Here is a 25,387-nt window from a genome sequence, read left to right as displayed (position 1 = left end):
GCCGGGCCGGACGAGAAGCACGAGATCGCGCGTCTGGTCCGGCAGCGGCGGGGACATGCCGTGCACTACTTCGGGCCGGAGCGGGCGGAGTCCCTGAGCGGCCCGTGACGGGTGCGGACTATTTCGATCACCGTCGCGGCGGTGCGGTCGAGGTGGCTGCGCCCGTCCGGCAGTTTCGCGCCGGGGCTGATGTAGCTGAGCGGGCCGACGTGGGTGGCCGGGTCGAGCCGGTGCACCTCGACCTTGCCCTCGCGCCGGGCCCGGTTCCAGCCGCTGGATCGCAGCAGGGCCCACCGCTGCGGGAAGATGCGCGTCCCGGTCCGCTCGATCCAGTCGGCGCCGCTGGTGAGCTGGTCGACGTGCTCGGCGTGGGTGAGGTCGTTGGCGCCGTTGTGGAAGCCGCCCAGCGTGATCGGCCACAACGGCGCCCGCAGCCGCGTCCAGATCTCGTCCACCGCGCCCAGGGCGAGCTGCGCGCCGCCGCTGTATCCGAGCAGCACCACCGGAATGCCGCAGTCCGGCTCGTAGCCCGCGTGCCGGAGCTGCGCGGCGATCTGCGAGCCGACCGCCCGGTTGTAGAGCGGCCGGTAGCGGCGGTCGGCGGCGATGAAGATCTGCATCACGTTGTGCAGGAACAGCAGCAGGCCGGCGCGGTGGCGCAGCCACGTCCACACCCGCCGGTCGGCCAGCGGGTCGGCCAGCGGCGAGTACGGCAGCACCTGGCCGAGGACCCGCAGCTCCGGCGCGCCCTCGATGACCGCGCGCACGAGCTTGCCGCCGTCGCGGGTGTCACGGAAGCGCCGTTTGCCGATGCCGTCGAGATAGACCAGATAGGCGGCGGGCGGGCGGTCCGGTTCCGCTCCCCGGGCGTACGGCATCCCGGGCGGCAGCGCGGTGGCGGGAGTACGCCAGCGGGCCGCGTAGGTCATCAGCTCGAACCGGGCCAGCAGCGCCTCCGCCAGCAGCAGCGGGCCCAGCCCGGCCAGCAGCACCACCAGCAGCACCCCGCTCACGCCGCCACCGTCCCTGGTGAGACCCGGGTGAGCCGCGCGACCACCCGCCGGACGGCCTCGACGGCCAGGGCCAGCCCCACCCCGGCCACCGCCACGCAGCCGGCCGCGGTCCACCACCCCTGCTCCGTGGCCGCCGCGACCGCTCCGGCCAGGCCGGCGCCCACACCCACCAGGAGCAGGAAATGCAGCAGCGGCCCGAGCAGCGGAAAGGCGAGAACCGCGGCCAGCAGCAGCGGCGCCGCCAGTCCCGGCGTCCACAGCCGTACGGCGTCGCCCGGGGCCAGCCCGAGCAGGGCGCCCGCGGTCAGCGGCCACAGCGTGAAGACCGTGGCGTCGACCACGGCCCCGAACAGCAGCAGGCCGACCGCCGCCGACCGCGACGCCCCGGACCGGCGTGCCACCACCGGCAGCACCCGTCCCAGCGCCTCGGACAGCCCGGCGAACAGCAGCACGACGGCCACCCCGGTGCTCATCGGACGGCCCGGCGGCGGCCGATCTCGGCGTAGCCCTCGAGCTCGTCGGCGGCGCGCAGGGCCCCGCCGGCTTCGCGCTGGGCGGTTTGAAGGGCCCGCGCGGCCCGGCCGAACGAGGGCTCGCCGAGCAGCCGGCGGGCGAGGGCGCCGACGTCACCGGACCCCAGCGTCAGCCCGGCGCCCAGCGCCTGCACGCGCGAGGCCACCAGCGGCTGGTCGGCGCCCTGCGGGACGACCAGCATCGGCACCCCGGCGTACAGGGCCTCGTTGACGCTGTTCATGCCGCCGTGGGTGACGAACAACGCGGCGCGGTCCAGGATCTCCGGCTGCGGCACCCTCCGGTGGGCCAGCACGTTGGCCGGCAGGTCGCCGAGGGCGGCCGGATCGGTCTGCCCGGTGGCGACGACCACGGTTCCGGCCAGCGGGGCCAGGGCGGTGGCGAAGCGGCGCAGCAGCCGGGGGTCGGCGCTGAAGACGGTGCCCAGGGAGGCGTACAACACCGGATCTTGAAGTTGGCTCAGGGGGAAGGTGGGAATCGCCGGCCGGGCGCCGATGCTGGGGCCGACGAACCGGTACGAATCGTCGAACTCGGCGGCGCCGATCTGGAACGCCCGCGACGTGAAGACCAGGTTGAGCGGCTGGCGGATGTTGCCCAGGTCGACCAGCGGCAGCCCACGGCGCCCCAGCCGCCGCCGGGAGCGCAGATAGCCCGGCGAGAGCAGAAGTCCCCAGGATCCGGCGGTCGGGCTGGGCGCCCCCCGGTTGAACGCGAAGGTGGTGAATGTCGAGGCCGCCGGCACGCCGAGCTCCCGGGCGGCCACGGCACCCCAGGGACAGGCCGAATCATGCACGATCAGATCCGGCCGTACGGACCTCAGGTCGCTCAGCACGGCAGGCAGCACCCGCACGGCCATGCCGGCCAGCGCCGCGACCAGCCCGGCCGGCGTCGGCGGATCCGGGATCGCCAGATCGCCGCCCGGGTAGGGGCGGACGGTGGCCCCGGCCGCCGCGATCTCGTCACCGAACGCGGCCGGCGTGTGATAGCTGACGCTGTGCCCGCGCCGGACCAGCTCGGCCACGATCGGCAGGGTCGGGTTGACCCGCCCGTGCATGCCGATGTTGAGGAACGCGACGGTGCTCATCGCCCGGCCCCCGTCAGCGCGCGGCCCCGCTCCCGGTAGAGGCCGGGGCCGTCCACGTGGAGCCGGTCGAGGAAGTCACCGGCGGCGACGGCGGCGGTGCTGATCAGCCGGCGGGCGTGCCCGAAGTCCCACGGCGACGGCCACCGCTCGACACCGGTCGGCAGGACGACGACCGGCAGGTGCCGGGCCACCTCGGCCAGATCGCGTTCGACCTGGTGGCGGAAGAGCAGCTCGCCGGCCCGGGCGGCGATGGCGCCGGCCCGGGGTGGCGGCGCGGTGAACCGCGAAGGCCCGAGCGACAGCACCACCACGCTGGCCGCGCCGGCTTCGAGCGCCGCCCGCACCGGGACGTAGGCGATCACCCCGCCGTCGGCCAGCAGCCGGCCGTCACGGGCGACCGGCGGGAAGATCCCGGGGATGGCCGCGCTGGCCAGCAGCGCGGACTCGAGGTCACCGCGGTCGAGCAGCACCTCGCCGCCGGTGACGAGGTCGGTGGCGACCGCCGTGAACGGGATCGGGAGATCCTCGATGAGCGGGGGCAGCCCGGCCCGGCCGATCAGCCGCCGCAGGCCGCCGTCGCCGCACAGGGCGGCCCGCGCGGGGCCGATCGGGAAGACGTCGCGCCGGCGCAGCCGGGTCCACACCTGGTCGAGCCAGGGCGCGGCCCGGTCCGGGTGGGCCGCGGCGATGGCGCCGGTGAGGGCGCCGACCGACGTGCCGACGATGAGGTCGGGGACGAAGCCGCGCCGCTCCAGCGCGTACCCCACCCCCGCGTGCGCCGCGCCCAGCACCCCGCCGCCGCCGACCACCACGGCCACGGGGCGAGGCAGGAGGTCATCCATGATCCACCCCTCTCTATGAACCGGTCCGCCCTTCAGACCGCACCGGCCCGCGAATCCGTGACAGCCGTGTCACGCCAGAGCGCCGGCGCGTGGTCTGCATCCCGACCGATCCATCCAGGAGGAGGAACCATGAACAGAAGATCGCTCGCGGTGGCCCTCACCGCGGTGGTGGTCGCGGCGCTCGGCCTCGGGCCGGCGCAGGGCGCCCTGGCCCAGCCGGCGAAACCGACCGTCGTGCTGGTGCACGGGGCCTGGGCCGACGCGTCGAGCTGGAACAAGGTCATCCCGAGGCTGCTGGACGACGGCTATCCCGTCGTCGCGGTCGCCAATCCGCTGCGCTCGTTGCCGGGCGACGCGGCGTACATCCGGGCCTATCTCGAGTCGGTGAAGGGGCCGGTCGTCCTGGTCGGGCATTCCTACGGCGGCGCCGTGATCACCAATGCGGCGACCGGGCTGAAGAACATCAAGGCACTGGTGTACGTCAACGCGTTCGCACCCGACACGGGAGAGAGCGCGACCGCGCTGGCCGGGCCGGACTCGGCGCTCTCGGCCGACCCGGTCACGATCTTCGACTTCGTGCCGGCCACGCTGCCGCCCACGCCGGCCACCGACCTGTACCTGAAGAGGCCGACGGTGTTCGCGTCCTTCGCGACCGGGCTGAACGCCCGGGACAAGGCGCTGGTGGCGGCCACCCAGCGGCCGGCAACGCTCGGGGCGCTGAACGAGCCGTCCGGGGCGCCGGCCTGGAAGACGATCCCGTCGTGGTACCTCATCGGCGCCCACGACGCGATCATCCCGCCCGCCGCCGAACGCGCCATGGCCCTGCGGGCCGGATCGAAGATCATCGAGTACGGCGGCGGCCACCTGGGACTGCTCTCCGACTCGCGGACGGTCGCTCAGGGCATCGAACGGGCGGCGCGGGCCCGCTAGGAGTCGGAGCGGCGCAGCTGCCGGCGGGAGGTGATGCCGAGCTTGGTGAAGACCTTGCGCAGATGCCATTCGACGGTGTGCGGGCTGAGGAACAGCTGGGCCCCGATCTCGGGGTTGGTCAGGCCGCGCCCGGCGAGCCGGGCGATGTGCGCCTCCTGCGCGGTCAGGGCGTCGTCGGCCCGGGTCGCGACCTCGGTGACCGGCCCGCCGGCGGCGGCCAGCTCGTGGCGGGCCCGTTCGGCGAAGGCGCCGGCGCCGGCCGCCGTGAGCATGTCGTAGGCGGTGCGCAGGTGGCCGCGGGCGGCCCGGCGGCGGTTCTGGCGGCGCAGCCACTCGCCGTACAGCAGATGGGCCCGGGCCGTCTCCGTCCGGATCCGGGTCCGGCCCAGATGATCGATCGCCCGCCGGTACAGGACGTCGGCCTCGCCGCCGTCACTGGCCAGCAGGGCGCCGGCGCGGGCCAGCGAGCCGAGAGCCCAGTCGGTTCCGCTGGCCCGGGCGGTCGAGGCCAGGCGGTCGTACGCCTCCCCGGCGGTTCCCGGGTCGCCACTGCGCACGGCCGCCTCGACCAGCTCACCCAGCGCCCAGTAGACGATGGCCGAGTGGATCGGGTGGGCGGCGGCGGCCCGGGCGGCCGGAATCGCCTCCTGGTAGCGGCCCAGGCCGTTCAGCAGCACCGCCCGCGCCCAGTTCAGGGCGAGGATGGCGGCGGCCTCACCCCGCGCGGCGGCGTCGGCCATGCCGGCCTCGATCAGCGGGGCGGCGACCGCCTCGTCGCCCCGCCAGGCGGCCAGGGCCGAAGCGCTGTAGGGGGCCAGCGCGACGCCGGTGGCCTCGCCGATCGCCTGGATCTCGGCGACCCGTGACGCGGCCGCGGCGGCGTCACCGGCGAACAGCTCGACGACGGCGAGCGAGCTCAGCGTCAGCGGCAGCGCGCTGAGATCCCCGACGGCCCGCGCGACCCGGACGTGCCGCCGCGTCACGGCCGCCCACGTCTCGTCGTCCCAGAGGTCGGCCGCGGTCATCCCGGCCAGCCAGAGCCAGCCCTGATCGCCGTCCCCGGCGCTCTCCGCACGGAAGCCCGTCAGCGCGCGGAGCACCAGCGGGGCGGCGGTGAGGTAGCCGTCGGTGCGGGCCACGGCCAGGCTGTCCAGCAGATCGTCGCCGGGGCGGTGCCGTTCGGGCCGCGGCGAGGCGCGGATCGCCCGGGCCACCTCGGCCACCCCATCGGCGGCGAGCACGGCCGCGCCCATCGCGTCGCGGTAGGTGTCACGGGCCAGGGCCGCGTCCAGCGGCTCGAACCGGCGGGCGGCCTCGAGCAGCAGCCGCGGCGCGACCATGTCGTGCCCGGACGCGAAGGCGATCTGGGCGCGCATCAGGGCCGTGGTGGCCCGGTGCCATTCGGAGGCCGGGCCCTCGTCGGCGGTCACCAACAGTTTCAGCGCGACCTCGAAGGCGCCGCAGCGCATCTCGGCCTCGGCCGCGGCCAGGGCCCGGGCGGCGCGGGTGGCCGGGTCGGGGGTCAGCTCGGTGGCGCGCCGCAGGAACTCGGCGGCGGCCGCGACGCCGCCGCGGCGCTGGGCGCGCTCGGCCGAACCGGCCAGTTCGGCGGCGACGTCCTCATCGGGCTCGTCGGCCGCGTTGGCCCGGTGCCAGGCCCGCCGGTCGGGGTCGGTCGCGGCGTCGGTGGCTCGGGCGAGAGCCTGATGTACGTCACGGCGAGCGGCCGGGGACGCCGCCCGGTAGACCGCCGTCCGCACGAGCGGGTGACGGAACCGTACCCGCGAACCCAGCTCGATCAGCCCCGCCGCCTCGGCCGGCGCACCGGCGGTGGCCGGCAGATCGAGCAGCCCGGTGGCCCGGCGCAGCAGCCCGGCGTCGCCGAGCGGTTCGGCCGCGGCGGCGAGCAGCACGGTCTGGGCCGGGGCGGGCAGGGCCCGTACGCGCTGGGCGAAGTTGCGCTCGATCTTGGTGTCGAGAGGCCGGGCGTCCGGCCGGCCGAACCCGCCGGCCAGCTCGGCCGCCGTCAGCCCCCGGGGCAGCTCCAGCAGGGCGAGGGGGTTGCCCCGGGTCTCGGCGACGATGCGGTCGCGCACCTGCTCGTCGAGACGCCCGGGAACGGCCGAGTCGAGCAGGGCGCGCGCATCCTCGTCGGAAAGGCCGCCGACCGGCAGATCGGGCAGGCCGCGCCAGGCCGGCCCGGCCGCCGCCTCACGAATCGCGAAGACCACCCCGGCCCGCTCGGCCAGCAGCCGCCGGGCGGCGAAGGTGAGGGTCTGCGCCGACGTGCTGTCGAGCCACTGCGCGTCGTCGATCAGGCAGAGCAGCGGCTGATCCTCGGAGACGGCGGCGAGCAGGCTGAGGACGGCCACCCCGACCAGGAACTTGTCGGGCGCCGGCCCGGCCGCATGGCCAAAGGCCACCGAAAGAGCGTCCCGCTGCGGCTCCGGAAGCCGATCGCGGGCGTCGAGCATGGGCGCGCACAACTGGTGCAGCCCGGCGAAGGGAAGCTCCATCTCGGACTCGGCCCCCGAGGCGAGCGCCACCCGGCAGGCGGGGGCGCGCCCTCCGGCGTACCGCAGCAAAGCCGACTTTCCGACCCCGGCTTCACCGTGGATCACCAGGGCCCGGCCCCGCCCGGCCCCCACGTCGGCGATCAGTCGATCCAGGACCGCGCACTCCGCCCGCCGCCCGCGGAGCCCGCGCGGTGCGGCACGGCTCGTCATGGCTCAATCCCCCGCCCTGAGGCTAAAGCCTGATCACGGGCTGGCGGTAGGCCCTCCCGATCACCGAGAGCCCGCCCTTCCCCACAGTCAGCCCGAACATCACGGACATTTCGGCAACCATCCGGCTCAAGGGATGCCAACGCAGGACTCGCATGGCACACGGAGGCGCAGCCGCAGGGGCGGAGGCGCGGCCGCACGGGCGGCGCGACCACGCGGGCGGCGCGGCCACGCGGGCGGCGCGGCCACGCGGGCGGCGCGGCCACGCGGGCGGCGCGGCCACGCGGGCCAAGGCGCGGCCGCACGGGCGGCGCGGCCACGCGGGCGAAGGCGCGGCCACGCGGGCGGAGGCGGCACAGAAGGTGACCGCGCGCGAGACGCACCGCGCGGAAGGCGGCCACGCCCGAGCCGAGGCGCAGGAGGCTAGTTCGCGCGGAGGGTGAGGCGGGGCGCGGGAAGCTGGCGCGGGAGCAATCAGCGCGGAGGGCCAGGCGTGCGCGAGGCGAGGACGGGAGCGGGGGCGCGCGAGAGCCGTGGCGCGGGAGGCGACGTGCGGGGGTAGGCGCGCGGGAGGCGACGTGCGGGGGTAGGCGCGCGGGAGGCGGCGTGCGGAGGCAGGCGCGCGGGAGAAACGCGCGGGAGGCAGGCGCGGGAGGCGGCGAGCGGGGGCAGGCACGAAGGAGGCAGGCGCGCGGGAGGCAGGCGGGCGGGAGGCAGGCGGGCGGGAGGCAGGCGCGCGGACTGTGGGCACGGCGAACGCCCCGAGTGGGGCTCGGGGCGTTCGGGCGGCGGCGGGTCAGCCGCGGCGCGGGTTCGGGGTCGGGCCTCTGCTCACGGGCCACTCCGGCGGGGCGAAGCGGTCGGCGCGGCCTTGGCGGCCGGAAAGGAGGCGGCGGCGTACGCCGCGGGCGGAGTTCTCGACGCCGAAGCGGTTGTCGGGGAGCATCAGGCTGCCTTCCTGTTCGGGGTGGCTCGGAAGATGTGGATGTCGCCGCTGGCCGTGCGGACCCGCAGCTCGATGGTTCCGGGGGCGCCGGCCTCGGGCGGGAGGACGTCGTCGGGCACGGGCTCGGGCGTGGGGTCGTACGCGGATGCGGGACCAGGCTCAGTGCCAGGGCCAGGCTCGGTGCCAGGGCCAGGCTCGGTGCCAGGCCCAGGCTCAGATCCGGGACCGGGCTCGAAGCGGCCGTGCTCGTACCTGGAGCCGGGCGCAGGCGGGGCACCGGGCGCGGAGGGGGCGCTGGGCGCGTGCGGAACACCAGGCGCGGGCGAGGCGCTGGGCGCGGGTGGAACACCAGGCGCGTGCGGGGCGCCGGGTGGGGCAGTGGGCGGCGGCGGGCCGGGAACGCCGCCGGGGCCGGGGCGGAAGTCAGGACCGGGGCCGGGCCGGAAGCCAGGACCGGGGCCGGGGCGGAAGTCGGGGCCGGGGCCGGGCTCGAAGCCGAAAGTCGGCACGTGGACGGACTGGAGCATGGCCTTCAGGCCGGGCACCGCCGACAGACCGGGCAAGGAGTCCAGGTCGACGAAGGCGCCGATGCCCACGCCCGGCGGCGGGGGTGGCGGGGCCGACGCCTCGGGGGTCAGGTCGCTTGTCGTGCGGCCCGACGCGCTGCTCAAGTCGAGCCAGACCCTTGTGCCGGGGGTGATGCCCACGGTGACGTCACCCGAGGCCGCCCGGATGTCGCCCGTGCCGTTGACCATGCGGCCGATCTCGATGTCGCCGCTTGCCACCGTCGAGCGGACCGAGCCTCCGATGCTGTCGATGCGGATGTCGCCGCTTGCCGTCTTGGCGCTGACGTCACCTGTGACGTCACCGATGCGGAGGTCGCCCGAGGAGCTTTCCGCCTTCAGCGAGCCGCCCACCCTCCGGACCCGGAGGTCGCCGCTGGCCGCCTGGAGTTTGGCGTCACCCGTGACGTCGGCCAGGTCGACGTCGGCCGAGGCCAGGTCGAGGTCGACCGCCGACCAGACGCCCTCCGCCCTGACGTCGGCCGACGTGCTGCGGCCGGTCAGCGCGCTGCCCAGTGGCACGCGGGCCGTGATGCGCAGTTTCGGCGAGCGGCGCAGGCGCCATCCGGAGTCGGCGCCGGGGGGCTCGATCAGCAGGCGGTCGCCCTCGAGGACGACCCGGGTGCGGTCGGCGTCGTCGCGGCCCTTGTCGTCGAACGGCTCGATGTCGACCTGCACCGAGTCGCGGGACTCGGCGACCAGGTCGACCGTGCCGTTGAGGGCCCGCAGCGCCACGACGACCGGGGCCGGGTGCTCGAACTCGTACATCTGCGTCTCCTGAGAAAAGGGGGTCAGGCCTGGAAATATCCGGTGATGCGCTTGGAGCTGCGCGTCTGGTACGCCGGCGGGGCCGCCGGGCCGTTGACGGCGGCGGTGACCGCCCGCACGAGCCAGGCGTTCACCGAGATGCCCTCGGCCGCGGCCGTCTGCTCGACGTGGGTCTTCAGGGCCTCGGGCATGCGCAGCGTGAGCCGGGTGAGGTCGCCGCCGTCGACCGGCGGCGGTGGGGGCGCGGCCGGCGCGGCGGTGGGCTCCGGCGCGTGCTGGGTGACGACCAGGTCGGCCTCGCGGCCGCGCAGCCGCACCTCGACGGTGGCGTCCCGCAGCCGGGTGGTGATCTCGGCCGCGGCGTCGGCCAGCGCCTCGAGCAGGGCGAGACGGGCCGACGGTTCGAGCGAGTGGCCGAGCAGCTCGGCCGCGCGGGTGGTCTCGGGGCCGCCGGGGGCGGCGGCCGCGGCCAGGTCCGCCCGGAGGGTCTCGAGGTACGGCGTCAGGTCCATGGCACCACTATGACGTCAAAGGTGACGTCAGTCAAGCGTCATCAGTGACATCTCAGGGTCCACCCTGATGTCACCTACGGATTTCCCGTACCGAAATCTCCGCGTCGCGATACGCCCCTGGGCTGACGTTTCCGCCCTCGTGCGCCGAAACACTGAGTCGGCCGGCCGGGGACACGCCCCGGCCGGACCACAGGCGGGGCCGGCCGACGGGGGCGGCACCGCACCTACCAGGGGGCAGGACGCATGAACGGGACATCGGTGGCGGCGCGCGCCGAACAAGTGTGGAAGGTGTACGGCTCCGAGGAGGCCCGCGTGGTCGCCCTGCGCGGCGTGAGCGCGAGCTTCGGCCGCGGCCGGTTCACGGCCATCATGGGCCCGTCCGGCAGTGGCAAGTCGACGCTGATGCACTGCCTGGCCGGCCTCGACACGGTCACCCGCGGCACCGTGCACATCGGCGACACGGAGGTGACCGGGCTCGGCGACAAGGCGCTGACCCGGCTGCGCCGTGACCGGGTCGGATTCATCTTCCAGCAGTTCAACCTGCTGCCGACGCTGACCGCGGCCGAGAACATCCGGCTGCCCATGGACATCGCGGGCCGCAAGCCCGACCCGCAGTGGTGGGACACCGTGATCGAGACGGTCGGTTTGAAGGACCGCCTCGGTCACCGGCCCAGCCAGCTCTCCGGCGGTCAGCAGCAGCGGGTCGCGTGCGCGCGGGCGCTGGTCAGCCGGCCCGACGTGATCTTCGCGGACGAGCCGACCGGCAACCTCGACTCGAAGTCGGGCGCCGAGATCCTGTCGTTCCTGCGCGACAGCGTGCGGGAGCACGGACAGACCATCGTCATGGTCACCCACGACCCGGTGGCCGCCAGCTACACCGACCGGGTGGTCTTCCTGGCCGACGGCGAGATCGTGGCCGAGCTCGACAACCCCACCCCGGAGACCGTGCTCGAGGCGATGAAGTCCGGGGAGGTGCTGGTCTGATGCTGCGCGCGACGCTGAAGAGCCTGCTGGCGCGCAAGCTGCGGCTGGTGCTCTCCGGCCTGGCCGTGGTGCTCGGCGTCATGTTCGTCTCCGGCGCCTTCGTCACCACGGACACGCTGGGGCGTACGTTCGACAACCTGTTCGCCGAGGGCTATGCGACCACCGACGTGGCGGTGACCGCGAAGCCGAAGGTCGCCGTGGCCGAGATGGACGGCGAGGAGGTGCCGACGCCGCTCAAGGCCTCGGTCGTCGACCAGGTGGCCAAGGTCGAGGGCGTCAAGGAAGCGATCGGCATGGTCGGCACCGACGGCGCCCGGGTGATCGGCTCGGACGGCAAGGTGGTGACCAGCTTCGGCCCGCCGCGCATCGGCGCGAACTGGACCGGCCTCGATGCCATCATGGAGATGCGCCAGGGCCGCGGGCCGGCGGCCGACAACGAGATCGCGGTCAACGCCGAGGTCGCCAAGGCCGCGAACATCAAGGTCGGCGATCAGGTGGCGGTGCTGACCCAGCTGCCCAAGCAGACCTTCAAGCTGGTCGGCGTCTGGGGCTACACCGACGACCGCGACTCCATCGGCGGCGTCCAGGAGGTCGCCTTCACCACCCCGGTCGCCCAGCGTTCCATGCTCGGCCAGACAGGCGTTTTCACCCAGGTCACCGTACGGGTCGACGGCGGCACCACGCCGGAGGCGGTGCGGGACCGGATCTCGGCTGATCTCGGCGAGGCGTACGAGGTCAAGACCGGAAAGCAATTGGCCGAGGACAGCTCGGCCGGGTTCAAGGAGGCGCTGAGCTTCTTCAACAACATCCTGCTCGGCTTCGCCGGGGTGGCGCTGTTCGTCGGCATCTTCCTGATCCTCAACACGTTCTCGATCATCGTGGCCCAGCGGACGAAGGAGCTGGCGCTGATGCGGGCGCTCGGCGCCAGCCGCCGCCAGGTCATCAACTCGGTGCTGACCGAGGCCGTCGCGATCGGCCTGATCGCCGCCGTGCTCGGGCTCGGCGCCGGCATCGGGGTGGGCGCGCTGCTGGTCTGGCTGTTCGGCCGGATGAGCGGCGGCATGAGCCCGGCCACGGTCGGTGTGCCGCCGGCCGCGATCCTCAGCGCGCTGATCGTCGGTGTCGTCGTGACGGTGGTGGCGGCGGTGCTGCCGGCGCTGCGGGCGTCGCGGATCGCCCCGGTCGCGGCGATGCAGGACGTCGCCACGCCCGACCGGCCGCTCACGAAGGTCACCGTGGCCGGCGCGATCGTCGGCGCGGCCGGGGCGGCGCTGCTCGGCGTCGGCCTGTACGGCGCGAGCTCGCTGCTGCTGATCCTGGCCGGCGTGCTGGTCACCTTCATCGGGGTCGCGCTGCTCACGCCGGTGATCTCGAAGCCGGTGGTGGCGCTGCTGGGCCGGTTGTTCTCGTGGTCGGTGCCGGGCCGGCTGGGCCGGCTCAACTCGGGCCGCAACCCGCGCCGCACGGCGATCACCGCGGCCGCCCTGATGGTCGGCATCGCCCTGGTCACCGGCGTCACCGTGGTCATGGACTCGGCCAAGCAGAGCCTGGCCGCGCAGGCCGAGGACACCATCAAGGCGCAGATCGTCGTCTCGGGCGAGCAGAGCGGCCCCCGGCCGCCGACGTTCGACGAGGGGGTGCTGACCAAGGCGCAGCAGATCACGGGCGTCCGCTCGGTCGCGGGGGTCTGGAACGACCAGGCGGTCATCGACGGCGAACGGACGTACGTCAATGCCACCGACGACCTGGCCCAGCTCGCCGACACCTTCGGGACGCCGGGCCTGACCACGTTGCGCAGCGACCAGATGGCCGTCAGCGTGGAGGAGGCCACGGACCGCGGCTGGACCGTGGGCAGCGTCCACGAGGTGCAGTTGCCCCGTGGTGAGCTGCACAAATACACGATTGCGGCGACGTACGACCAGGACCGCATGCCCGGCAGCTATCTGCTGCCGGCCGCGGCGACCAAGGAGTTCGGGCTCACCCAGCCGATCTTCGGTTTCGTCCGGCTCGACGACGGCGTGCCCGTCGACCAGGTGCTGCCGCAGGTCAAGCAGCTGGTCGCGGACAGCCCGGAGGTCAACGCGACCGACCGCAGCGCCTTCATCGCGCAGCAGTCCGGCGATTTCGACACGGTCATCACGATGGTGCAGGTGCTGCTCGGGCTGGCGATCCTCATCGCCGTGCTCGGCGTGGTCAACACCTTGGCGCTGAGCGTGCTGGAGCGTACGAGGGAACTCGGTCTGCTCCGTGCCGTTGGCCTGGGAAGGGCGCAGACCATGCGCATGGTCACGGTCGAGGCGGTGGTGATCTCGGTGTTCGGCGCGCTGCTCGGCGTGGTGGTCGGCGCCGGGCTGGGCACCGCGGTGGTCCGCGCGCTCGACGGCGAGGGCATCACCGACCTGGTGCTGCCCTGGGAACGGATGGGCCTCTATCTGGGCCTGGCCGCCCTGGTCGGCGTGCTCGCGGCGGTGCTGCCGTCGATCCGCGCGGCCCGGCTCAACGTTCTGTCGGCAATAGCCCACGACTGACGAGCAGGCTCGCCAGATAGTCGGGGTCCACCCCCACCAGCGAGGTGCGCAGGTGGACCCCGTCGGTGGGCGGGAGCTCCAGTTCGGCCGGCACGGCCAGCACGGCCGCCCCCGAGGCGAGCGCGCTGGCCACGCCGGTCGGCGAGTCCTCGATGGCGACGCAGTCCTCGATCGGCACGCCGAGCAGGGTGGCGGCGGTCCGGTAGGGCTCGGGGTCGGGCTTGGGCATGGTGACCTCGTCGCCGACCACCACGACGTCGAAGTTCTCGGCGCCCAGCGTCTTGAGCGCGACCTCGACGAGGCGGCGGCCGGTCGAGGTGACCAGCGCCGTCGGCAGCCCGGCCAGGCGTACGGCCTGAAGCAGCTCCATGGCGCCGGGCCGCCACACCAGGCCCTCGCCGAACAGCTCGAAGACGCGGTCGGTGAGCCACTCGACGTCGGGCGCCTCGGGCCGGCCGGGCTGGCCCAGATCCTCCCGCAGGATCCGCATGCTGTTGGCCATGCTGCTGCCGATCATCGCGTGGCGCGCCTCGGGGGACAGCGTCCCGCCGGCGTGCGCGGCCAGCTCGTGCAGCGCGATCTCCCACACCTTCTCGCTGTCCACCAGCGTGCCGTCCATGTCGAAGAGCACCGCTGCGGGTCGTCGCGCGTTCAGAATGAGCTCCCATCGTCGTCTGCCGTCCCATTCTCTCCGAGCCGCGGCGTAGCGTCTGGCGCATGAGAGACGTCTCACTGGAGCCGGTCACGTCCGTCACACCCCGGCCGGTGCGGCGGGCGCTGCTGGCGCAGCAGTGGCTCTCGGTGGCGTTCCTGCATTGGCCGCTCGCGCCCGCGCTCGCCGCGCCCTTGATGCCCGCGGGGACAGTGCCCGACACGTTCGACGGCCTCACCTACGTCGGGCTGATCGGCTTCCGTATGCGGGGCATCCCCTACTTAAGTAGCTTCCTCGAGACGAACGTCCGTCTCTACTCTGTGGACTCCGAAGGCCGCCGGGGCGTCGTCTTCCTCTCGATGGAGGCGTCGCGCCTCGTGCCGGTCCTGGTCGCGCGGGCCACGCTCGGCCTGCCGTACGTGTGGTCACGCATGCGCCTGCGCAGAGAGGGGGACGATGTCACGTATTCGACCCGGCGCCGTTGGGGTACCCGCGCGGGCAGCGAGATGACGATCCGGGTCGGTTCGCCGGTGACCGATCCGACGCCGTTGGAGCTGTTCCTGACCTCGCGCTGGGGGCTGCACAACCGGGCCTGGGGACGCACGATGCACCTGTCGAACGAGCATCAGCCGTGGCCGCTGCACCACGCCTCGGCCGAGTCGCTGACGGACGGGCTCATCGCGGCGGCCGGGCTGCCGGCGCCGGCGGGACCGCCCGTCAGCGTGCTCTTCTCCCCCGGCGTCGCCGCCGTCTTCGGGCCTACCGCTTCCGGGCGATGACGACGTCGGTGCAGACCTGGAACTCGATGCGGCCGCCGTGCTCCTCGATGACGGCCGCGGTGTCGGCCAGGGCGGCCTCGGCCGTGGCCGGTTCGAGGATCCGGTACATGGAGACCGTGCTGAGATAGTCGCGGTAGGTCTGCGCGTCGTACGTCAGCACACGCTCGTAGCGGCGGGTCTCCAGGCCGGTGAAGCGCTCGTCGGTCGCTCCGGTGGCGGGCAGCTCCTGCTCGAACTCGGCGAGCATGGCGCCCTCGGCGGCCAGGAACCGGTGGGCGGTCTCCTCGGTGAGGCCGTGCCGGGCGTCGACCTCGGCCAGCGCTGCGTGCAGGGCCGGGTCGGCGACCAGGAAGAGGTTCCAGAACGGGGCGAAGACGCCGCCCGGGGCCAGAGCGCCCAGGGCGAGGCCGGCGCGCCGCTCGGGGTCGACCCAGTGCCAGGCCTGGGCGCTGAAGAGCAGCCCGTACGGCCGGTCGGGCCGCCAGTCCTCCAGCGGCGACTCGACCACCGTCACGCCGGGCACGTTGCGCCGCAGCAGCCACGCCATGCGTGTGTCGGGCTCGACACAGGTCAGGTCGACGCCGGGCCGGGCGAACAGCGCGGTCGCCTTGCCTGTGCCCGCGCCCACCTCGAGCACCGGCCCGGGGCCGGCCTCGGCCAGCAGATCGCCGGCCAGCTGCTGGGGATATCCGGGCCGCACCCGGTCGTACTCGTCGGCCGCCTCACCGAAAACCGTTCGCCGTTCACGCACGCTCATGGGGCAGAAACCTACCGCTCAGACGCCACACAGCGACTGCACAGTTTTCCGACGCACAGTAGGTGCACCAACCCATCCGGTTACTGGAGGTTCCTCGTGGGTGCTGTCCTCGCCGTCGTGAGCCTGGTGCTCCTGCTGGTGCAGCTGCTGCTCGTGGCCCGGGCGGTGCTCGACTGGAGCGTCGTCCTGGCCGGCCCGTCCGCCCCCGGCGGCCTGCGGTCGCGTCTGACCAGCGGCGTCTTCAACCTGACCGAGCCGATCCTGGCCCCCGTCCGCCGGGTCGTCCCGCCCATCCGGGCCGGCGGCATGTCCATCGACCTGGCCTTCATCATCGTGTTCTTCGCGATTGTCCTGCTGAGGGCGTTCATCTAGTGCGGTGTCCACGAACGTTCGCCGGAGGGGTTCCGGCGGTGTTGTGGATCCTCGCCCACAGGGGTGGACGAGCGACTCCCCGCCAGTGCAGGTGGGGCGGGCCTCCGCCGGCCAACTGACCCGCCGGCCGCCGCCCGGGGTGGGTGGCGGCGGGGGTCACGCCGTGCTGGTCCGGCACCGGGAAGGTGCCGTCCGGCTCGACGGTGCGTGACCACAGCACTCATCTGAGCGGGTGCGGTGGTGGTAACGCTGCCCGGGGTTCGGGCGGCGATGGTGAACGCCGCGGCGAGATCACGATGCCCGGCGAACCGACAATGCCGGCAGACCATGACCCTGCCGCGCGGTTTGGTGATCCTCTTGCCGCAGTGTGGGCAGGTCGAAGAGGTACCGCGTTCGTCGACCAGATGCACCCGGATCCCGGCCAATGCAGCTTTGTCTTGCAGGACTTGCAGGGTGCGGCCGATCTGCCACTGCCGCAGCCGCAGGTTGTGCCGCCGCCCGGCCGGCAGATCGAGCACACCGCGGGGATCGCCGACGGTCAGGGTGCCGATCTGCTGTTCGACGGCCCACCCGACGACCGTCTTGGCGGCCTCATGTAGGGCCTGCTGGACGCGGCGGCGGTGCCGGCCTTCGGCCAGCCGGGCGCGGCGGCGGGTCTTACGCCAGCGCCGTGACCCCCGCTGGCCTTTACTGGGTGCCCGGGCGGCGGTGGCGCGGCGGCGGGCTTTGCTGTCGGCCAAATGCAGGCGGTGTTCGGCGCGGATGGCCCGGCCGGAGACCAGCAGCGCCGCACCGTCGCGGGTAGCAACCGCGAACGGATGAATGATCCCGCAATCCACCCCTGCGGCCCGGTCTGGGTCGGGTTGCTTGCCGGCCGGGTAGGCGGCGACCGGGAGTTCGGCGGTGACGTCGACGCTCAGTCGGCCGTCGGCGAACAGCAGGGTCACCGACCGTACGGTCTCGACCGGGTACGGCACCGCCCGATCCAGCCGCAGCAGCAACGCCTGGCAGCCCCGGGCGACCGGTAGCCGCAGGCGGTGTCCGTCAAGGCCGAAGGTGCCGTGGTACCAGCGGATCGGCATCAACGAGCGCCGGCGGCGCGGATACCGCACCTCGAGGGCGCCGGCTTTGCGGCGGGCGGCCGCGGAGAACCAGGCATCCGAGTAACGCCGTAACACCGACCGGGCACCTGTGCTGTCGAGCTCGCCGAAGGTCCCGGGTCCGGACTCGGCCAGCAGGCGGCACAGCTCCTGATAGCCCGCCGCCGGGGCGTCCCCACGCCGGCGCCGCCAGCCGTTGACCTCCAGCACACACGCCCACACGTCCCCGGCCGAGCGCAGCAGGCCGAAACAACGCTGCCGCTGCGCGCGGGTCAGGCGCAGCCCGACCCGGGCGGTGCGGTGCACGACCGGATCGGGGCTAGCGCCACGACGTCTAGGCATAGAGCAAGAATGTCACGGCCGTCGAACCCGGTCAACGTTCATGGACACCGCACTAGCGTCAGGGAAAAAACCTGTGTGCTGGACCCACAGGTTCTCCTCGACGTAGACGCCGTGGTCCCGCTCGACGTCCACGCTCACCAGATTGAGGGCGTCGGGCACCACGTAGTCGTACGTCACCGGGAAGACCATCCCGGTCCAGCTCTCCCACTCGGCCACCGTCCCGGCGATCACCATCGACTCGGCGGCGGGCGCCAGGATCCGGGCCCCCATGCGCTGGTGGGTGCGGATCCACGGGTCGATCGACAGCCCGTCGGGCCGCTTCCACCCGGCGTACTCGGCCATCGGCACCGTCGGATAACGGTGTTTCCACGTCGGCCGCAAAGGCGCGATGACATTCACCAGACCTTTGCTGTACGCCCGGCGCGTCAGCTCCTGGAGCACGGCGGTGGCCAGACCGCGCTTGTCGTGGGCCGCCCCCACCGCCGCCGCCATGAAGCTCAGCGTCGTCGCCTCTTTGCCGGCCTCGTAGCCCTCGACCGCGCGGACCAGCGCGCCGTCGTAGCCGGTCGGCAGGTCCTCAACGGTGCCGTCCCAGGCCAGCGGCACACCCCAGCCGCCGGCCAGCACGGCGCCGCCGTCGCCGAGGGCCATCACGTCGAAGAAGCTGAAGTGCTCCTCGACCCGCCCGAGGTACTTCTTGGGCACGTCGTCGTGGAAGATGAACTCCGGCCAGCGCTCACGGAAGACCGTCGCGGCCTCGTCCTGCAACTCCGGGTGATCGACGCGCGTCACGATCTTCACCCCCGCGAGAGTAGACGCTACATACCTCCGGTGGCGCGGATGTTCTGCCCGGTGATCCAGCCCCCGTCCGGCGACGCCAGGAACGCGACCACGGCCGCCACGTCGCCCGGCCGCCCGAGCCGGCCCAGAGGGCTCATCCCGGCCGCCCGCTCCAGCGCCTCCGGCGGATTCACCGCGCGCAGCAGGTCGGTGTCGGTGGCGCCCGGCGACACGGTGTTCACGGTGATCCCGCGCGGCCCGAGCTCCTTGGCCGCGACCGCGGTGATCTGCTCGAGCGCGCCCTTGGTGGCGCAGTAGAGGGCCAGCCCCGGCCCCGCGGCCACGGTGTTGAGCGTCGAGATGTTGACGACGCGGCCACCGTCCCGCAGCAGCGGGATCGCCTCGCGGAGGGCCAGCAGCGGGAACTTCACGTTGATCAGGAACGCCCGGTCGATGTCCTGTTCGCCGAGCTTCTCGATCGGCATGGCCTCCACGAGCGCCGCGTTGTTGACGAGGATGTCCAGCCCGTCCCGCACGGGCGCGAACATCGCCGCGATGGCGCCCGGATCCTCCTGATCGGCCCGCACGGCGACGGCCCCGGGCACCGTCGCGGTGACCTCTTCGGCGGCCGCCCGGTTCTCCCGGTACGTGAACACCACCCGCGCCCCGGCGGCGGCGAGCCGCTCCACGATCGCCCGCCCGATCCCCCGCGACCCACCGGTCACCAATGCCGTCTTCCCCGTCAATGTCATGCCCGCAAGCTAGGCCCCCGGCGCGGCCCCGGTCTTGTACAAATGCGCACCCGCCTCCTGGAACAGCACCCGCAGCTCGGCCGGCGTGAGCCCGGCCAGCGCCCGCACCTCCCGGCTCAGATGCGCCTGGTCCACGTAGCCGTTGCCGGCCGCCGCCACCGAGAGCTCCGTTCCCCGGCCGAACTGCCCGGCCGCCCGCTGGAACCGGGCGATCCGCCGCACCTGCCCCGGCGAGACACCGACGTCGCGCCGGAAAGCCCGCTCCAGCCACCGCCGGGTCACCCCCAGCCCCGCCGCGACGTCACCGGCCCGCGGCGCCCCGTCCTCCTGCAACCGCCGCCACGCCTGCGCCACGGCCCGGTCCACCCCAGCCCGCCGGGAACGGAAGACGGCGCCCAACGCCGCTTCGAGCAGGTCGAAACGTGACTCCCAGCCGGGTTGCGCGGCCAGCCGGCCCGGCAGCTCGGTGGCGTACGGGCCCAGCAGCGCCGAGAGCGGCACGGTGGCGCCGGCCAGCTCACCCATCGGCAGGCCGGACAGCGCGGCCACACCGGCCGGGGTGAGCCCGGCCGACACGCCCTCTCCCCATGTCGTGTCGCCGCCGGTCGCCGCCTGTGCGCGCGGGCCGGTGACGATGCCGGACGGGGAGGCGAAGTCGATGATCAGGGTGGCGGACGGCAGCGCCAGCAACCGGTGGGCGACCGGAGCGCGCGTGCCCGACCGGAACCCGGAATATCCGGTCACCAGGCCGCGCAGGGCCGGACGGGACCGGCCCACCACGACCTCGCACGGGAGGGCGGGCACGTCGAGCGGCACCGAGTGCACCTGGCCGGTCATGAGCTGGAGAGAACCTCGTAGACCTGGGGAGACAGGACCGCGGCGCAGCGCAGATTCCGGTAACGGCCCTCGTGGTCCAGCCCGTAGCCGACGATGAGCCCGGGGCCGACGTCGAAGCCCACGTACGTCGGGGTGTCGGCGAAGCGGGCCGTCTCCGGTTTGCGGAGCAGGGCGCAGACGGCGAGGGAGCGCGGGGCGCGCTGGGCCAGGTTGGCGATGATCCAGGTCATGGTGAGGCCGGTGTCGATGACGCCGTCGACGATGACCACGTCACGGTCGCGGATGTCGACGTCGAGGTCCTTGAGCAGGCGTACGGAGCCCGAGGCCCGGTTGCGGGTGCTGTACGACTTGATGGCCATCCAGCCGATCTCGGCCTGGGCCGGATAGGCGCGGGCCAGGTCGACCGTGAAGGTCGCGGCGCCGCCCAGCACACCGACCAGCACGGGGACGTCGCCGTTGTAGCGGTCGTGAAGCTCGGTGGCTAACGCGGCGACCCGGGCGAGGATCTGCTCCTCGGTCAGGATCACCGTTTCGAGATCACCGGCGACGTGGTTGGCGTCCACCTCGAAGACCTCCCGGGTGCTTGAGGATCTTTGTCTTTCCAGGACGATTCAGGTTCTAGTAAGGTCCGCGAAGTCCGAAGTTCACCTTCATGGGGCGGCAGGCATGGCGCGGCACTACACCCTCGACGAGATCCGGTCGCGGACGTACAAGGAGAAGGACGCGTGGTGGACCGTCCTGCTGGTCGATCCGCTCGCGGCACGGCTCGTCAAGCTGGTGGCCCCCTTCCGCTCGGTCACGCCCAACCGGCTGACCGTACTGGCCTTCATCGTCGGGCTCGGCTCGGCGCTGTGCTTCTGGCGTGCAAGCTACCCCTGGCTGCTCGCCGGCGCGCTGCTGTTCCACCTCAGCTTCGTCCTGGACTGCATGGACGGCAAGATCGCCCGCCTGCGGGAGGAGTCGTCGCCGTTCGGGTCGTGGCTCGACTACGTGTTCGACCGGCTGCGGGTGCTGGCCTGCGCGGTCGGCCTGTTCGGCGGGCAATATCAGGCGACGCACGATTTCGTGTACGTCTGGATGGCCGGCCTGGTGATCTTCCTCGACATGTTCCGCTATCTGAACGCGCTGCAGATGGGCAAGGTGCGGGCCGAGGTCGGCGCCCCCGACCCGGTGGTGGTCGTCGACGCGCCGGTCGGGATGACCGAGGCGCCGGGCTGGTGGAAATATCGCAACCTGCTCGTCGGCCGCCGCATCCGGCCGCATCTGTTCAGCGGCATCGAGTTCATGATGTTCGTCTTCATCGTCGGGCCGGTCCTGAAGCAGATCGTCGCGCTGACCGTGCTGTCGTCGCTGCTGCTGGTCGCGTTCGAGCTGCTGCTGATCTACCGGCTCTACAACTTCACCCGAGCACATCGTCCATCACTGTCACCTCTGTGACCGCCGCGAAGCCGCTCGTCGCGTAAAGGTCGATCGCCCGGACGTTGGCGGTCTCGGTCTGCAGGGAGAGCCGGTGCGCGCCGCCGGCCCGAGCCTCCTCCTCGACCGCGGCCAGCAGCGCCCGGGCCAGCCCCTGCCGGCGCGACGCGGGACGGACGTAAAGATCCCGGATCAGCCAGACCGTACGCAGGGTCAGCGCGGCCGGGACAACCGCCACCGTGCAGATCGCGCCGTCGGCCGCCCACACCTTCATACGGCCCGCCTCGACCTGCTCCCGCAGCCACGCCTCCACCGCCTCCGGCGCGGGATTGGCCCCGTAGTGCTGCCGGTACTCGTCGAGCACCTTCGCCGCCTCGCCGTACGGCGGCCCGGTCAGTCGCATCACGTCCACCCATCCATAATCGCCCGCTATGTACGGAAAGATCGGTCATAATTCGAGCGTGGCGCACATCGACGAAGTGCTCGGACCGGACGACGACACGCTGACGTTCTTCCAGCCCCGGGCCAACGTCTTCGTCACCATGCTCTGGGTCGTGGCCGCCGTCTGGGTGACCACGCTCGGGCTGTTCACGCTGCTGCGCATGGCCCTGGGCGACACTCTCACCGCCGGCGGCCTGGTCGTCACCGTGGAGCTGGCGCTGATCGTCCCGGTCGTCCTCTCGGCCCTGCTCATGCTGGCCGTGTGGAACCGCCTCGGGTGGCTGCACACGTCCATGCGCGGCCTCGACTTCGCCGCCACCGGCCGCCGGCCCGTCCACCTGCCCTGGGCCGGGGTCGACACGGTGGCACTGCGCTACCGGGGCCCCTTCGCCGAGCTGATCGTCACCCCGCGCGACGGCGAGTTCGCCCAGGAGATGGAGGGGCCGGGCCGCGCGCCCCGCACCCGGCGCCGGGACGGCCGGGTCGCCTACCTCGTCGACGTCGGCCTCATGTCGCCGGGCCCCGAAGTGCTGATCGCGGAGCTGCATCGGCGCATCCCGGCCAAAGTCTGACGTCCTGGTGACGTACCAAATAACTCGATTTTGCCGTTTTAGCGGCGAAATGCGGGAGCGCTGAGCGCGGCGCGGCCGACGGGTGCTGCGGTGCGGGCGCAAGTAGGCTTTGCCTATGACTGAGTTCGACGGCCTTCCGCTGCTCCGCTCCCCCGTGGCCATCGCCGCCTTCGAGGGCTGGAACGATGCTGCGGACGCATCGACCGCGGCCGTGGAACACCTCGAGCAGGTGTGGCAGGCCCGCGAGATCGCCGCCATCGACCCGGAGGACTTCTACGACTTCCAGGTCAGCCGGCCCACCGTCACGATGTCCGACGGCGAGACCCGCAAGATCGAGTGGCCGACGACGCGGTTCACCGTGGCCAGCCCGCCCGGCAGCGACCGCGACGTGGTGCTGATCCGCGGCATCGAGCCGAGCATGCGCTGGCGCACCTTCTGCGAGCAGATCCTCGAGATCTGCCACAGCCTCGAGGTCAACCGCATCGTCCTGCTGGGCGCGCTGCTGGCCGACGTGCCGTACACGAGGCCCCTGCCGATCAGCGGCTCCGCCACCGACAAGGGCGCGGCCGAGAAATACAAGGTGGTGCCGACCCGCTACGACGGCCCCACCGGCATCGTCGGCGTCCTCCAGGAGGCGTCCGGGCGGGCCGAGCTGGACGCCCTGTCGTTCTGGGTGCACGTGCCGCACTACGCCAACAACCCGCCCTGCCCCAAGGCGACGCTGGCCCTGCTCAGCCGCCTCGAGGACGTGCTCGACCTGCCGGTGCCCATGACCGACCTCGCCGAGGAGGCCGACGAGTGGGAGAAGCGCGTCCGGGCCGCCGCCGAGCAGGACGCCGAGCTGGGTGAATACGTCCGCGAGCTCGAAGAGCGGGTCGGCGACGAGGGCATCCAGCCGCTGACCGGCGACGAGATCGCCAGCGAGTTCGAGAAATACCTCCGCCGCCGCGGCGGCTCAGCCGGCCCCACCGCCGGTTCCTGGTAGCGCTTCCGCACGCCCGGCCGTCTTTCCGAGCGGGCCGGGCGTGTCGCTGCCGCGTGTCACACCGCCTCTGACGCATCCTAGGAACCTAGGGTCTAGGAGGTCGCATGACGATCAATCCCGGCGCCGCTGAGTTCCCTCACCGGCAGATCGCCGCCCAGCTGCGGGAACGCATCCGGCGCGGCGACTGGCAGCCCGGCGAACGGCTGCCCTCCATTCCCGCCATGGCCGAGATGTTCGGCGTGGCCAAGCAGACGGTCCAGCGCACCGTGGACCAACTGCGGGTCGAAGGAATTCTCATTACAAAACCGGGTTCGGGTACGTATGTGCGCGGCACCCGGCGGCGCCTCAACCGCCTGTCCCGCGGCCGCTACGGCGCCCATCGCGGTTATCACGCCGACCTGGCCGCCCGATATCGGCAACAGCTGGTGAGCGTGGGCCGCGAGCCGGCGCCCCCGGAGGTGGCCGACGCGTTCGGCGTCCGCGACGGCACCGAGATGCTGGTGCGCCGCCACATCGTCAAAACCGACGACGCCACAGTGGAGCTCGGCGCCTCATGGTTCCGGGTCACCGACGCCAGCGGCACCTCGCTGGAGCGCCCCGAGTCCTTCGGCCGGCCCCTCTACCAGGAGGCCGAGGAGGTGCTGGCCAAGAGGTACGCCTCGGCCACCGACACGATCAGCGCCCGCCAGCCCAGCCGGGACGAGGCCGAGATCCTCCAGATCCGCCCCGACACACCGGTGCTGCACCTGCTGCACGTGGCCTTCGACGAGTCCCGCAAACCCATCGAGGTCGCCCAGGCCACCTGGCCCGGTCCCATGACGACACTGACCGAGGAGTACCGGATCCCCGCGCCGGTGCCCGAGCCGGAACCGGGGCCCGGCCTAGCCCTCACCTAGGGACGGCCAGAACCGCTGAGCCCAGGCGAACCAGGTCGCATCCCCGGGCGGCGGCGATGGGAGGAAGGAACCGGAGAGCTCGTCCGCGCCGGGCACCTCGAACTGCTCCCGCCACGGGCCGAGTTCCTCCTCGGCCATGGGGAACGCCTGCTCCGGCGTGGTCCTCCAGCGGTCCTGGATCCGGCGCCACTGCACGTCGCGGTCGACCGGCAGGTACACGATCTCGCACGACGCCCCGGCCGAGGCGGCCATCCAGCGCAGGGCCGAGCGCTCGTCGCGTGACCAGAATCCGAAGTCGAGGATGACGCTGAGCCGCAGGCGCAGGGTGTCGAGGGCCAGCGCGACGAGCCGGCCCTCCAGCAGCCACCGTTTGCCGCCGGGCTCCTGGTGACGGTCGTCCGGGCCGAACAGGGTGAGCGCCCACTCGTCGGCGGTGAGCCGCAGGGCGCCACGCTCCGCCGCCAGCTGCCGCGCGCGAAAGGTCTTCCCCGAACCGGGAAGGCCGACCATCAGGAACAGCGTGGGTGCCTCGTTCATGCGCTCCATGGTGCTCCGGCGGAAAACGAAAAACCCCGGAGCGTCCAAAGTGGGCGCCCCGGGGTTCCAGTCGACGGCTACGGGAGCCGTGCGGGTGTGGCTGGTCAGCTGAAGGTGCCGCCGTTGCCGAGGAGGCCGAGACCCAGACCCTGGTTCTTCTCGCCGTTCGGGCTGAGCAGGTTCAGCAGGCTGACCTGGGTGTACTCGTCGTTGTCCTCGTTGTGGAGGCGGTAGTCGAGGTCGTAGCTCCGCGAGTCGTAGTCGTAGTCGAAGTCGACGTCGTTGCCCCACGGGTTGTTGGCGACGACGGCTGCGTGGCTGTCGTGGGAGGCAGCGGCGGAGGCGGGACCCGCGAAGGCGAGGCTCGCACCGGCAGCCAGCAGAAGACCCCCAACGTACATGACCGGACGACGCATGGTATTTCCTTTCGGACGATTGTTTGACCACCGAAAGTCTGGACCGTTTGTCGGCAAAATGTGGCTGATTTCGGATAGGTACGACCGACCGCGTACGAAATCCCCAAACCGCCCAGTAACCCAAGATCACCGTCTAAAGTCCTCGCGGGGCGGCCTGCCGCCGATCGCGGAAAAGGACGCCGGTCCCGCGCGGGAAGGTCGCGAACAGGGGCGGCGAGCGCGCGAAGAACGGCGCTGGGCGCGACACGCCAGGAAATTCGGCAGCCGGGCGAAAAGAAGCGCCCGGCAATCCGAAGAAAGCCGGGCGCTGCAAGGCGGACCGGGCCCCG

General features: G+C 72.8%; 27 protein-coding genes. 9 read left to right on the top strand and 18 right to left on the bottom strand.

Features of this window, described 5'->3' with window-relative positions; translation table 11 throughout:
• Positions 1–65: 65 nt before the first annotated feature.
• Genes ACFY36_RS43160 through ACFY36_RS43145 form a run of 4 tightly spaced genes read right to left on the bottom strand, consistent with a single transcriptional unit; the run spans position 66 to position 3,470 of the window.
• Entirely contained in the window at positions 66–1,013 is a 948-nt protein-coding gene (locus ACFY36_RS43160) for a hypothetical protein (protein WP_499751728.1), read from the bottom strand.
• Positions 1,010–1,486, bottom strand: a complete 477-nt coding sequence (locus ACFY36_RS43155; RefSeq protein WP_499751727.1) for a hypothetical protein — start codon at positions 1,484–1,486, stop codon at positions 1,010–1,012. Before ACFY36_RS43155 ends, ACFY36_RS43160 begins: the two co-directional genes overlap by 4 nt.
• Complete coding sequence (locus ACFY36_RS43150) at positions 1,483–2,628, bottom strand: macrolide family glycosyltransferase (RefSeq protein ID WP_499751726.1); 1,146 nt, start codon at positions 2,626–2,628, stop codon at positions 1,483–1,485. The genes ACFY36_RS43155 and ACFY36_RS43150 overlap by 4 nt, the downstream gene beginning before the upstream one ends.
• Positions 2,625–3,470, bottom strand: a complete 846-nt coding sequence (locus tag ACFY36_RS43145) for a patatin-like phospholipase family protein (RefSeq protein WP_499751725.1) — start codon at positions 3,468–3,470, stop codon at positions 2,625–2,627. The genes ACFY36_RS43150 and ACFY36_RS43145 overlap by 4 nt, the downstream gene beginning before the upstream one ends.
• A 129-nt stretch (positions 3,471–3,599) precedes the next feature.
• Between ACFY36_RS43145 and ACFY36_RS43140 the strand changes: the two genes are divergently transcribed.
• Complete coding sequence (locus ACFY36_RS43140; protein ID WP_499751724.1) at positions 3,600–4,400, top strand: alpha/beta fold hydrolase; 801 nt, start codon at positions 3,600–3,602, stop codon at positions 4,398–4,400.
• Here the strand turns inward: ACFY36_RS43140 and ACFY36_RS43135 are convergent.
• From ACFY36_RS43135 to ACFY36_RS43120, 4 genes are all read right to left on the bottom strand, one after another.
• A complete protein-coding gene (locus tag ACFY36_RS43135) occupies positions 4,397–7,126 on the bottom strand; it encodes an ATP-binding protein (protein WP_499751723.1) in 2,730 nt (909 codons plus the stop codon). The genes ACFY36_RS43140 and ACFY36_RS43135 overlap by 4 nt on opposite strands.
• A 793-nt stretch (positions 7,127–7,919) precedes the next feature.
• Positions 7,920–8,069: a hypothetical protein gene (locus tag ACFY36_RS43130; RefSeq protein ID WP_499751722.1), complete on the bottom strand. Its 150-nt coding sequence runs from the start codon at positions 8,067–8,069 to the stop codon at positions 7,920–7,922.
• The gene (locus tag ACFY36_RS43125; protein ID WP_499751721.1) at positions 8,069–9,400 is read right to left on the bottom strand and encodes a DUF4097 family beta strand repeat-containing protein; all 1,332 of its coding nucleotides are present in this window, start codon (positions 9,398–9,400) and stop codon (positions 8,069–8,071) included. Before ACFY36_RS43125 ends, ACFY36_RS43130 begins: the two co-directional genes overlap by 1 nt.
• A 23-nt stretch (positions 9,401–9,423) precedes the next feature.
• Positions 9,424–9,912 (bottom strand): hypothetical protein, encoded by a 489-nt coding sequence (locus tag ACFY36_RS43120; protein WP_499751720.1) that lies wholly within the window; start codon positions 9,910–9,912, stop codon positions 9,424–9,426.
• Between the two features lie 243 nt (positions 9,913–10,155).
• Here ACFY36_RS43120 and ACFY36_RS43115 point away from each other — a divergent pair, with 243 nt between their 5' ends.
• Both ACFY36_RS43115 and ACFY36_RS43110 read left to right on the top strand, forming a co-directional pair.
• Complete coding sequence (locus tag ACFY36_RS43115) at positions 10,156–10,896, top strand: ABC transporter ATP-binding protein (protein WP_499751719.1); 741 nt, start codon at positions 10,156–10,158, stop codon at positions 10,894–10,896.
• Complete coding sequence (locus ACFY36_RS43110; RefSeq protein WP_499751718.1) at positions 10,896–13,424, top strand: ABC transporter permease; 2,529 nt, start codon at positions 10,896–10,898, stop codon at positions 13,422–13,424. The genes ACFY36_RS43115 and ACFY36_RS43110 overlap by 1 nt, the downstream gene beginning before the upstream one ends.
• Here the strand turns inward: ACFY36_RS43110 and ACFY36_RS43105 are convergent.
• Positions 13,393–14,055 (bottom strand): HAD family hydrolase, encoded by a 663-nt coding sequence (locus ACFY36_RS43105; protein WP_499751717.1) that lies wholly within the window; start codon positions 14,053–14,055, stop codon positions 13,393–13,395. The genes ACFY36_RS43110 and ACFY36_RS43105 overlap by 32 nt on opposite strands.
• 86 nt (positions 14,056–14,141) lie before the next feature.
• On the opposite strand from ACFY36_RS43105, the gene ACFY36_RS43100 reads away from it, so the two are divergent.
• On the top strand, positions 14,142–14,855 hold the full coding sequence (locus ACFY36_RS43100; RefSeq protein ID WP_499751716.1) for a YqjF family protein: 714 nt from the start codon (positions 14,142–14,144) through the stop codon (positions 14,853–14,855).
• Here ACFY36_RS43100 and ACFY36_RS43095 read toward each other — a convergent pair.
• Positions 14,836–15,612, bottom strand: a complete 777-nt coding sequence (locus ACFY36_RS43095) for a class I SAM-dependent methyltransferase (RefSeq protein WP_499751715.1) — start codon at positions 15,610–15,612, stop codon at positions 14,836–14,838. The two genes, ACFY36_RS43100 and ACFY36_RS43095, sit on opposite strands and share 20 nt — an antisense overlap.
• Before the next feature lie 96 nt (positions 15,613–15,708).
• Between ACFY36_RS43095 and ACFY36_RS43090 the strand changes: the two genes are divergently transcribed.
• Complete coding sequence (locus ACFY36_RS43090; protein ID WP_499751714.1) at positions 15,709–15,984, top strand: YggT family protein; 276 nt, start codon at positions 15,709–15,711, stop codon at positions 15,982–15,984.
• Here the strand turns inward: ACFY36_RS43090 and ACFY36_RS43085 are convergent.
• The 5 genes from ACFY36_RS43085 to hpt are packed head-to-tail and all read right to left on the bottom strand — an operon-like array spanning position 15,981 to position 20,358.
• On the bottom strand, positions 15,981–17,426 hold the full coding sequence (locus tag ACFY36_RS43085) for an RNA-guided endonuclease InsQ/TnpB family protein (protein WP_499751713.1): 1,446 nt from the start codon (positions 17,424–17,426) through the stop codon (positions 15,981–15,983). The two genes, ACFY36_RS43090 and ACFY36_RS43085, sit on opposite strands and share 4 nt — an antisense overlap.
• A 12-nt stretch (positions 17,427–17,438) precedes the next feature.
• Positions 17,439–18,227, bottom strand: coding sequence for a hypothetical protein (locus ACFY36_RS43080; protein ID WP_499751712.1), 789 nt, complete (start codon positions 18,225–18,227; stop codon positions 17,439–17,441).
• Positions 18,228–18,244: 17 nt separating this feature from the next.
• Positions 18,245–18,958, bottom strand: coding sequence for an SDR family oxidoreductase (locus ACFY36_RS43075; RefSeq protein WP_499751711.1), 714 nt, complete (start codon positions 18,956–18,958; stop codon positions 18,245–18,247).
• Between the two features lie 9 nt (positions 18,959–18,967).
• On the bottom strand, positions 18,968–19,795 hold the full coding sequence (locus tag ACFY36_RS43070; RefSeq protein WP_499751710.1) for a helix-turn-helix domain-containing protein: 828 nt from the start codon (positions 19,793–19,795) through the stop codon (positions 18,968–18,970).
• Positions 19,792–20,358, bottom strand: coding sequence for a hypoxanthine phosphoribosyltransferase (gene hpt, locus ACFY36_RS43065; protein WP_499751709.1), 567 nt, complete (start codon positions 20,356–20,358; stop codon positions 19,792–19,794). The genes ACFY36_RS43070 and hpt overlap by 4 nt, the downstream gene beginning before the upstream one ends.
• 103 nt (positions 20,359–20,461) lie before the next feature.
• Here hpt and ACFY36_RS43060 point away from each other — a divergent pair, with 103 nt between their 5' ends.
• Positions 20,462–21,232, top strand: a complete 771-nt coding sequence (locus tag ACFY36_RS43060) for a CDP-alcohol phosphatidyltransferase family protein (RefSeq protein WP_499751708.1) — start codon at positions 20,462–20,464, stop codon at positions 21,230–21,232.
• Here ACFY36_RS43060 and ACFY36_RS43055 read toward each other — a convergent pair.
• Positions 21,195–21,614 carry a GNAT family N-acetyltransferase gene (locus ACFY36_RS43055; RefSeq protein ID WP_499751860.1) on the bottom strand — a complete coding sequence of 140 codons (420 nt, stop codon included), beginning with the start codon at positions 21,612–21,614 and terminating at the stop codon, positions 21,195–21,197. The genes ACFY36_RS43060 and ACFY36_RS43055 overlap by 38 nt on opposite strands.
• A 58-nt stretch (positions 21,615–21,672) precedes the next feature.
• Between ACFY36_RS43055 and ACFY36_RS43050 the strand changes: the two genes are divergently transcribed.
• The 3 genes from ACFY36_RS43050 to ACFY36_RS43040 all read left to right on the top strand — a co-directional run bounded on the left by ACFY36_RS43050 (position 21,673) and on the right by ACFY36_RS43040 (position 24,105).
• Positions 21,673–22,224, top strand: coding sequence for a hypothetical protein (locus ACFY36_RS43050; protein WP_499751707.1), 552 nt, complete (start codon positions 21,673–21,675; stop codon positions 22,222–22,224).
• Positions 22,225–22,339: 115 nt separating this feature from the next.
• The gene (locus ACFY36_RS43045) at positions 22,340–23,209 is read left to right on the top strand and encodes a PAC2 family protein (protein WP_499751706.1); all 870 of its coding nucleotides are present in this window, start codon (positions 22,340–22,342) and stop codon (positions 23,207–23,209) included.
• Between the two features lie 104 nt (positions 23,210–23,313).
• Positions 23,314–24,105, top strand: a complete 792-nt coding sequence (locus ACFY36_RS43040; protein ID WP_499751705.1) for a GntR family transcriptional regulator — start codon at positions 23,314–23,316, stop codon at positions 24,103–24,105.
• On the opposite strand, the gene ACFY36_RS43035 is transcribed toward ACFY36_RS43040, so the two are convergent.
• Together ACFY36_RS43035 and ACFY36_RS43030 are read right to left on the bottom strand one after the other, a co-directional pair.
• Positions 24,091–24,642, bottom strand: a complete 552-nt coding sequence (locus ACFY36_RS43035) for a P-loop nucleotide/nucleoside kinase family protein (protein ID WP_499751704.1) — start codon at positions 24,640–24,642, stop codon at positions 24,091–24,093. The two genes, ACFY36_RS43040 and ACFY36_RS43035, sit on opposite strands and share 15 nt — an antisense overlap.
• A 104-nt stretch (positions 24,643–24,746) precedes the next feature.
• Positions 24,747–25,058 carry a hypothetical protein gene (locus tag ACFY36_RS43030; protein ID WP_499751703.1) on the bottom strand — a complete coding sequence of 104 codons (312 nt, stop codon included), beginning with the start codon at positions 25,056–25,058 and terminating at the stop codon, positions 24,747–24,749.
• Between the last annotated feature and the right edge of the window lie 329 nt (positions 25,059–25,387).

This window comes from Actinoplanes sp. NPDC000266 (assembly GCF_042899005.1).
Taxonomy (GTDB): domain Bacteria; phylum Actinomycetota; class Actinomycetes; order Mycobacteriales; family Micromonosporaceae; genus Actinoplanes.
The sequence above is the reverse complement of the archived record's forward strand: the minus strand, read 5'-3'. Positions and strand labels throughout refer to the sequence as shown.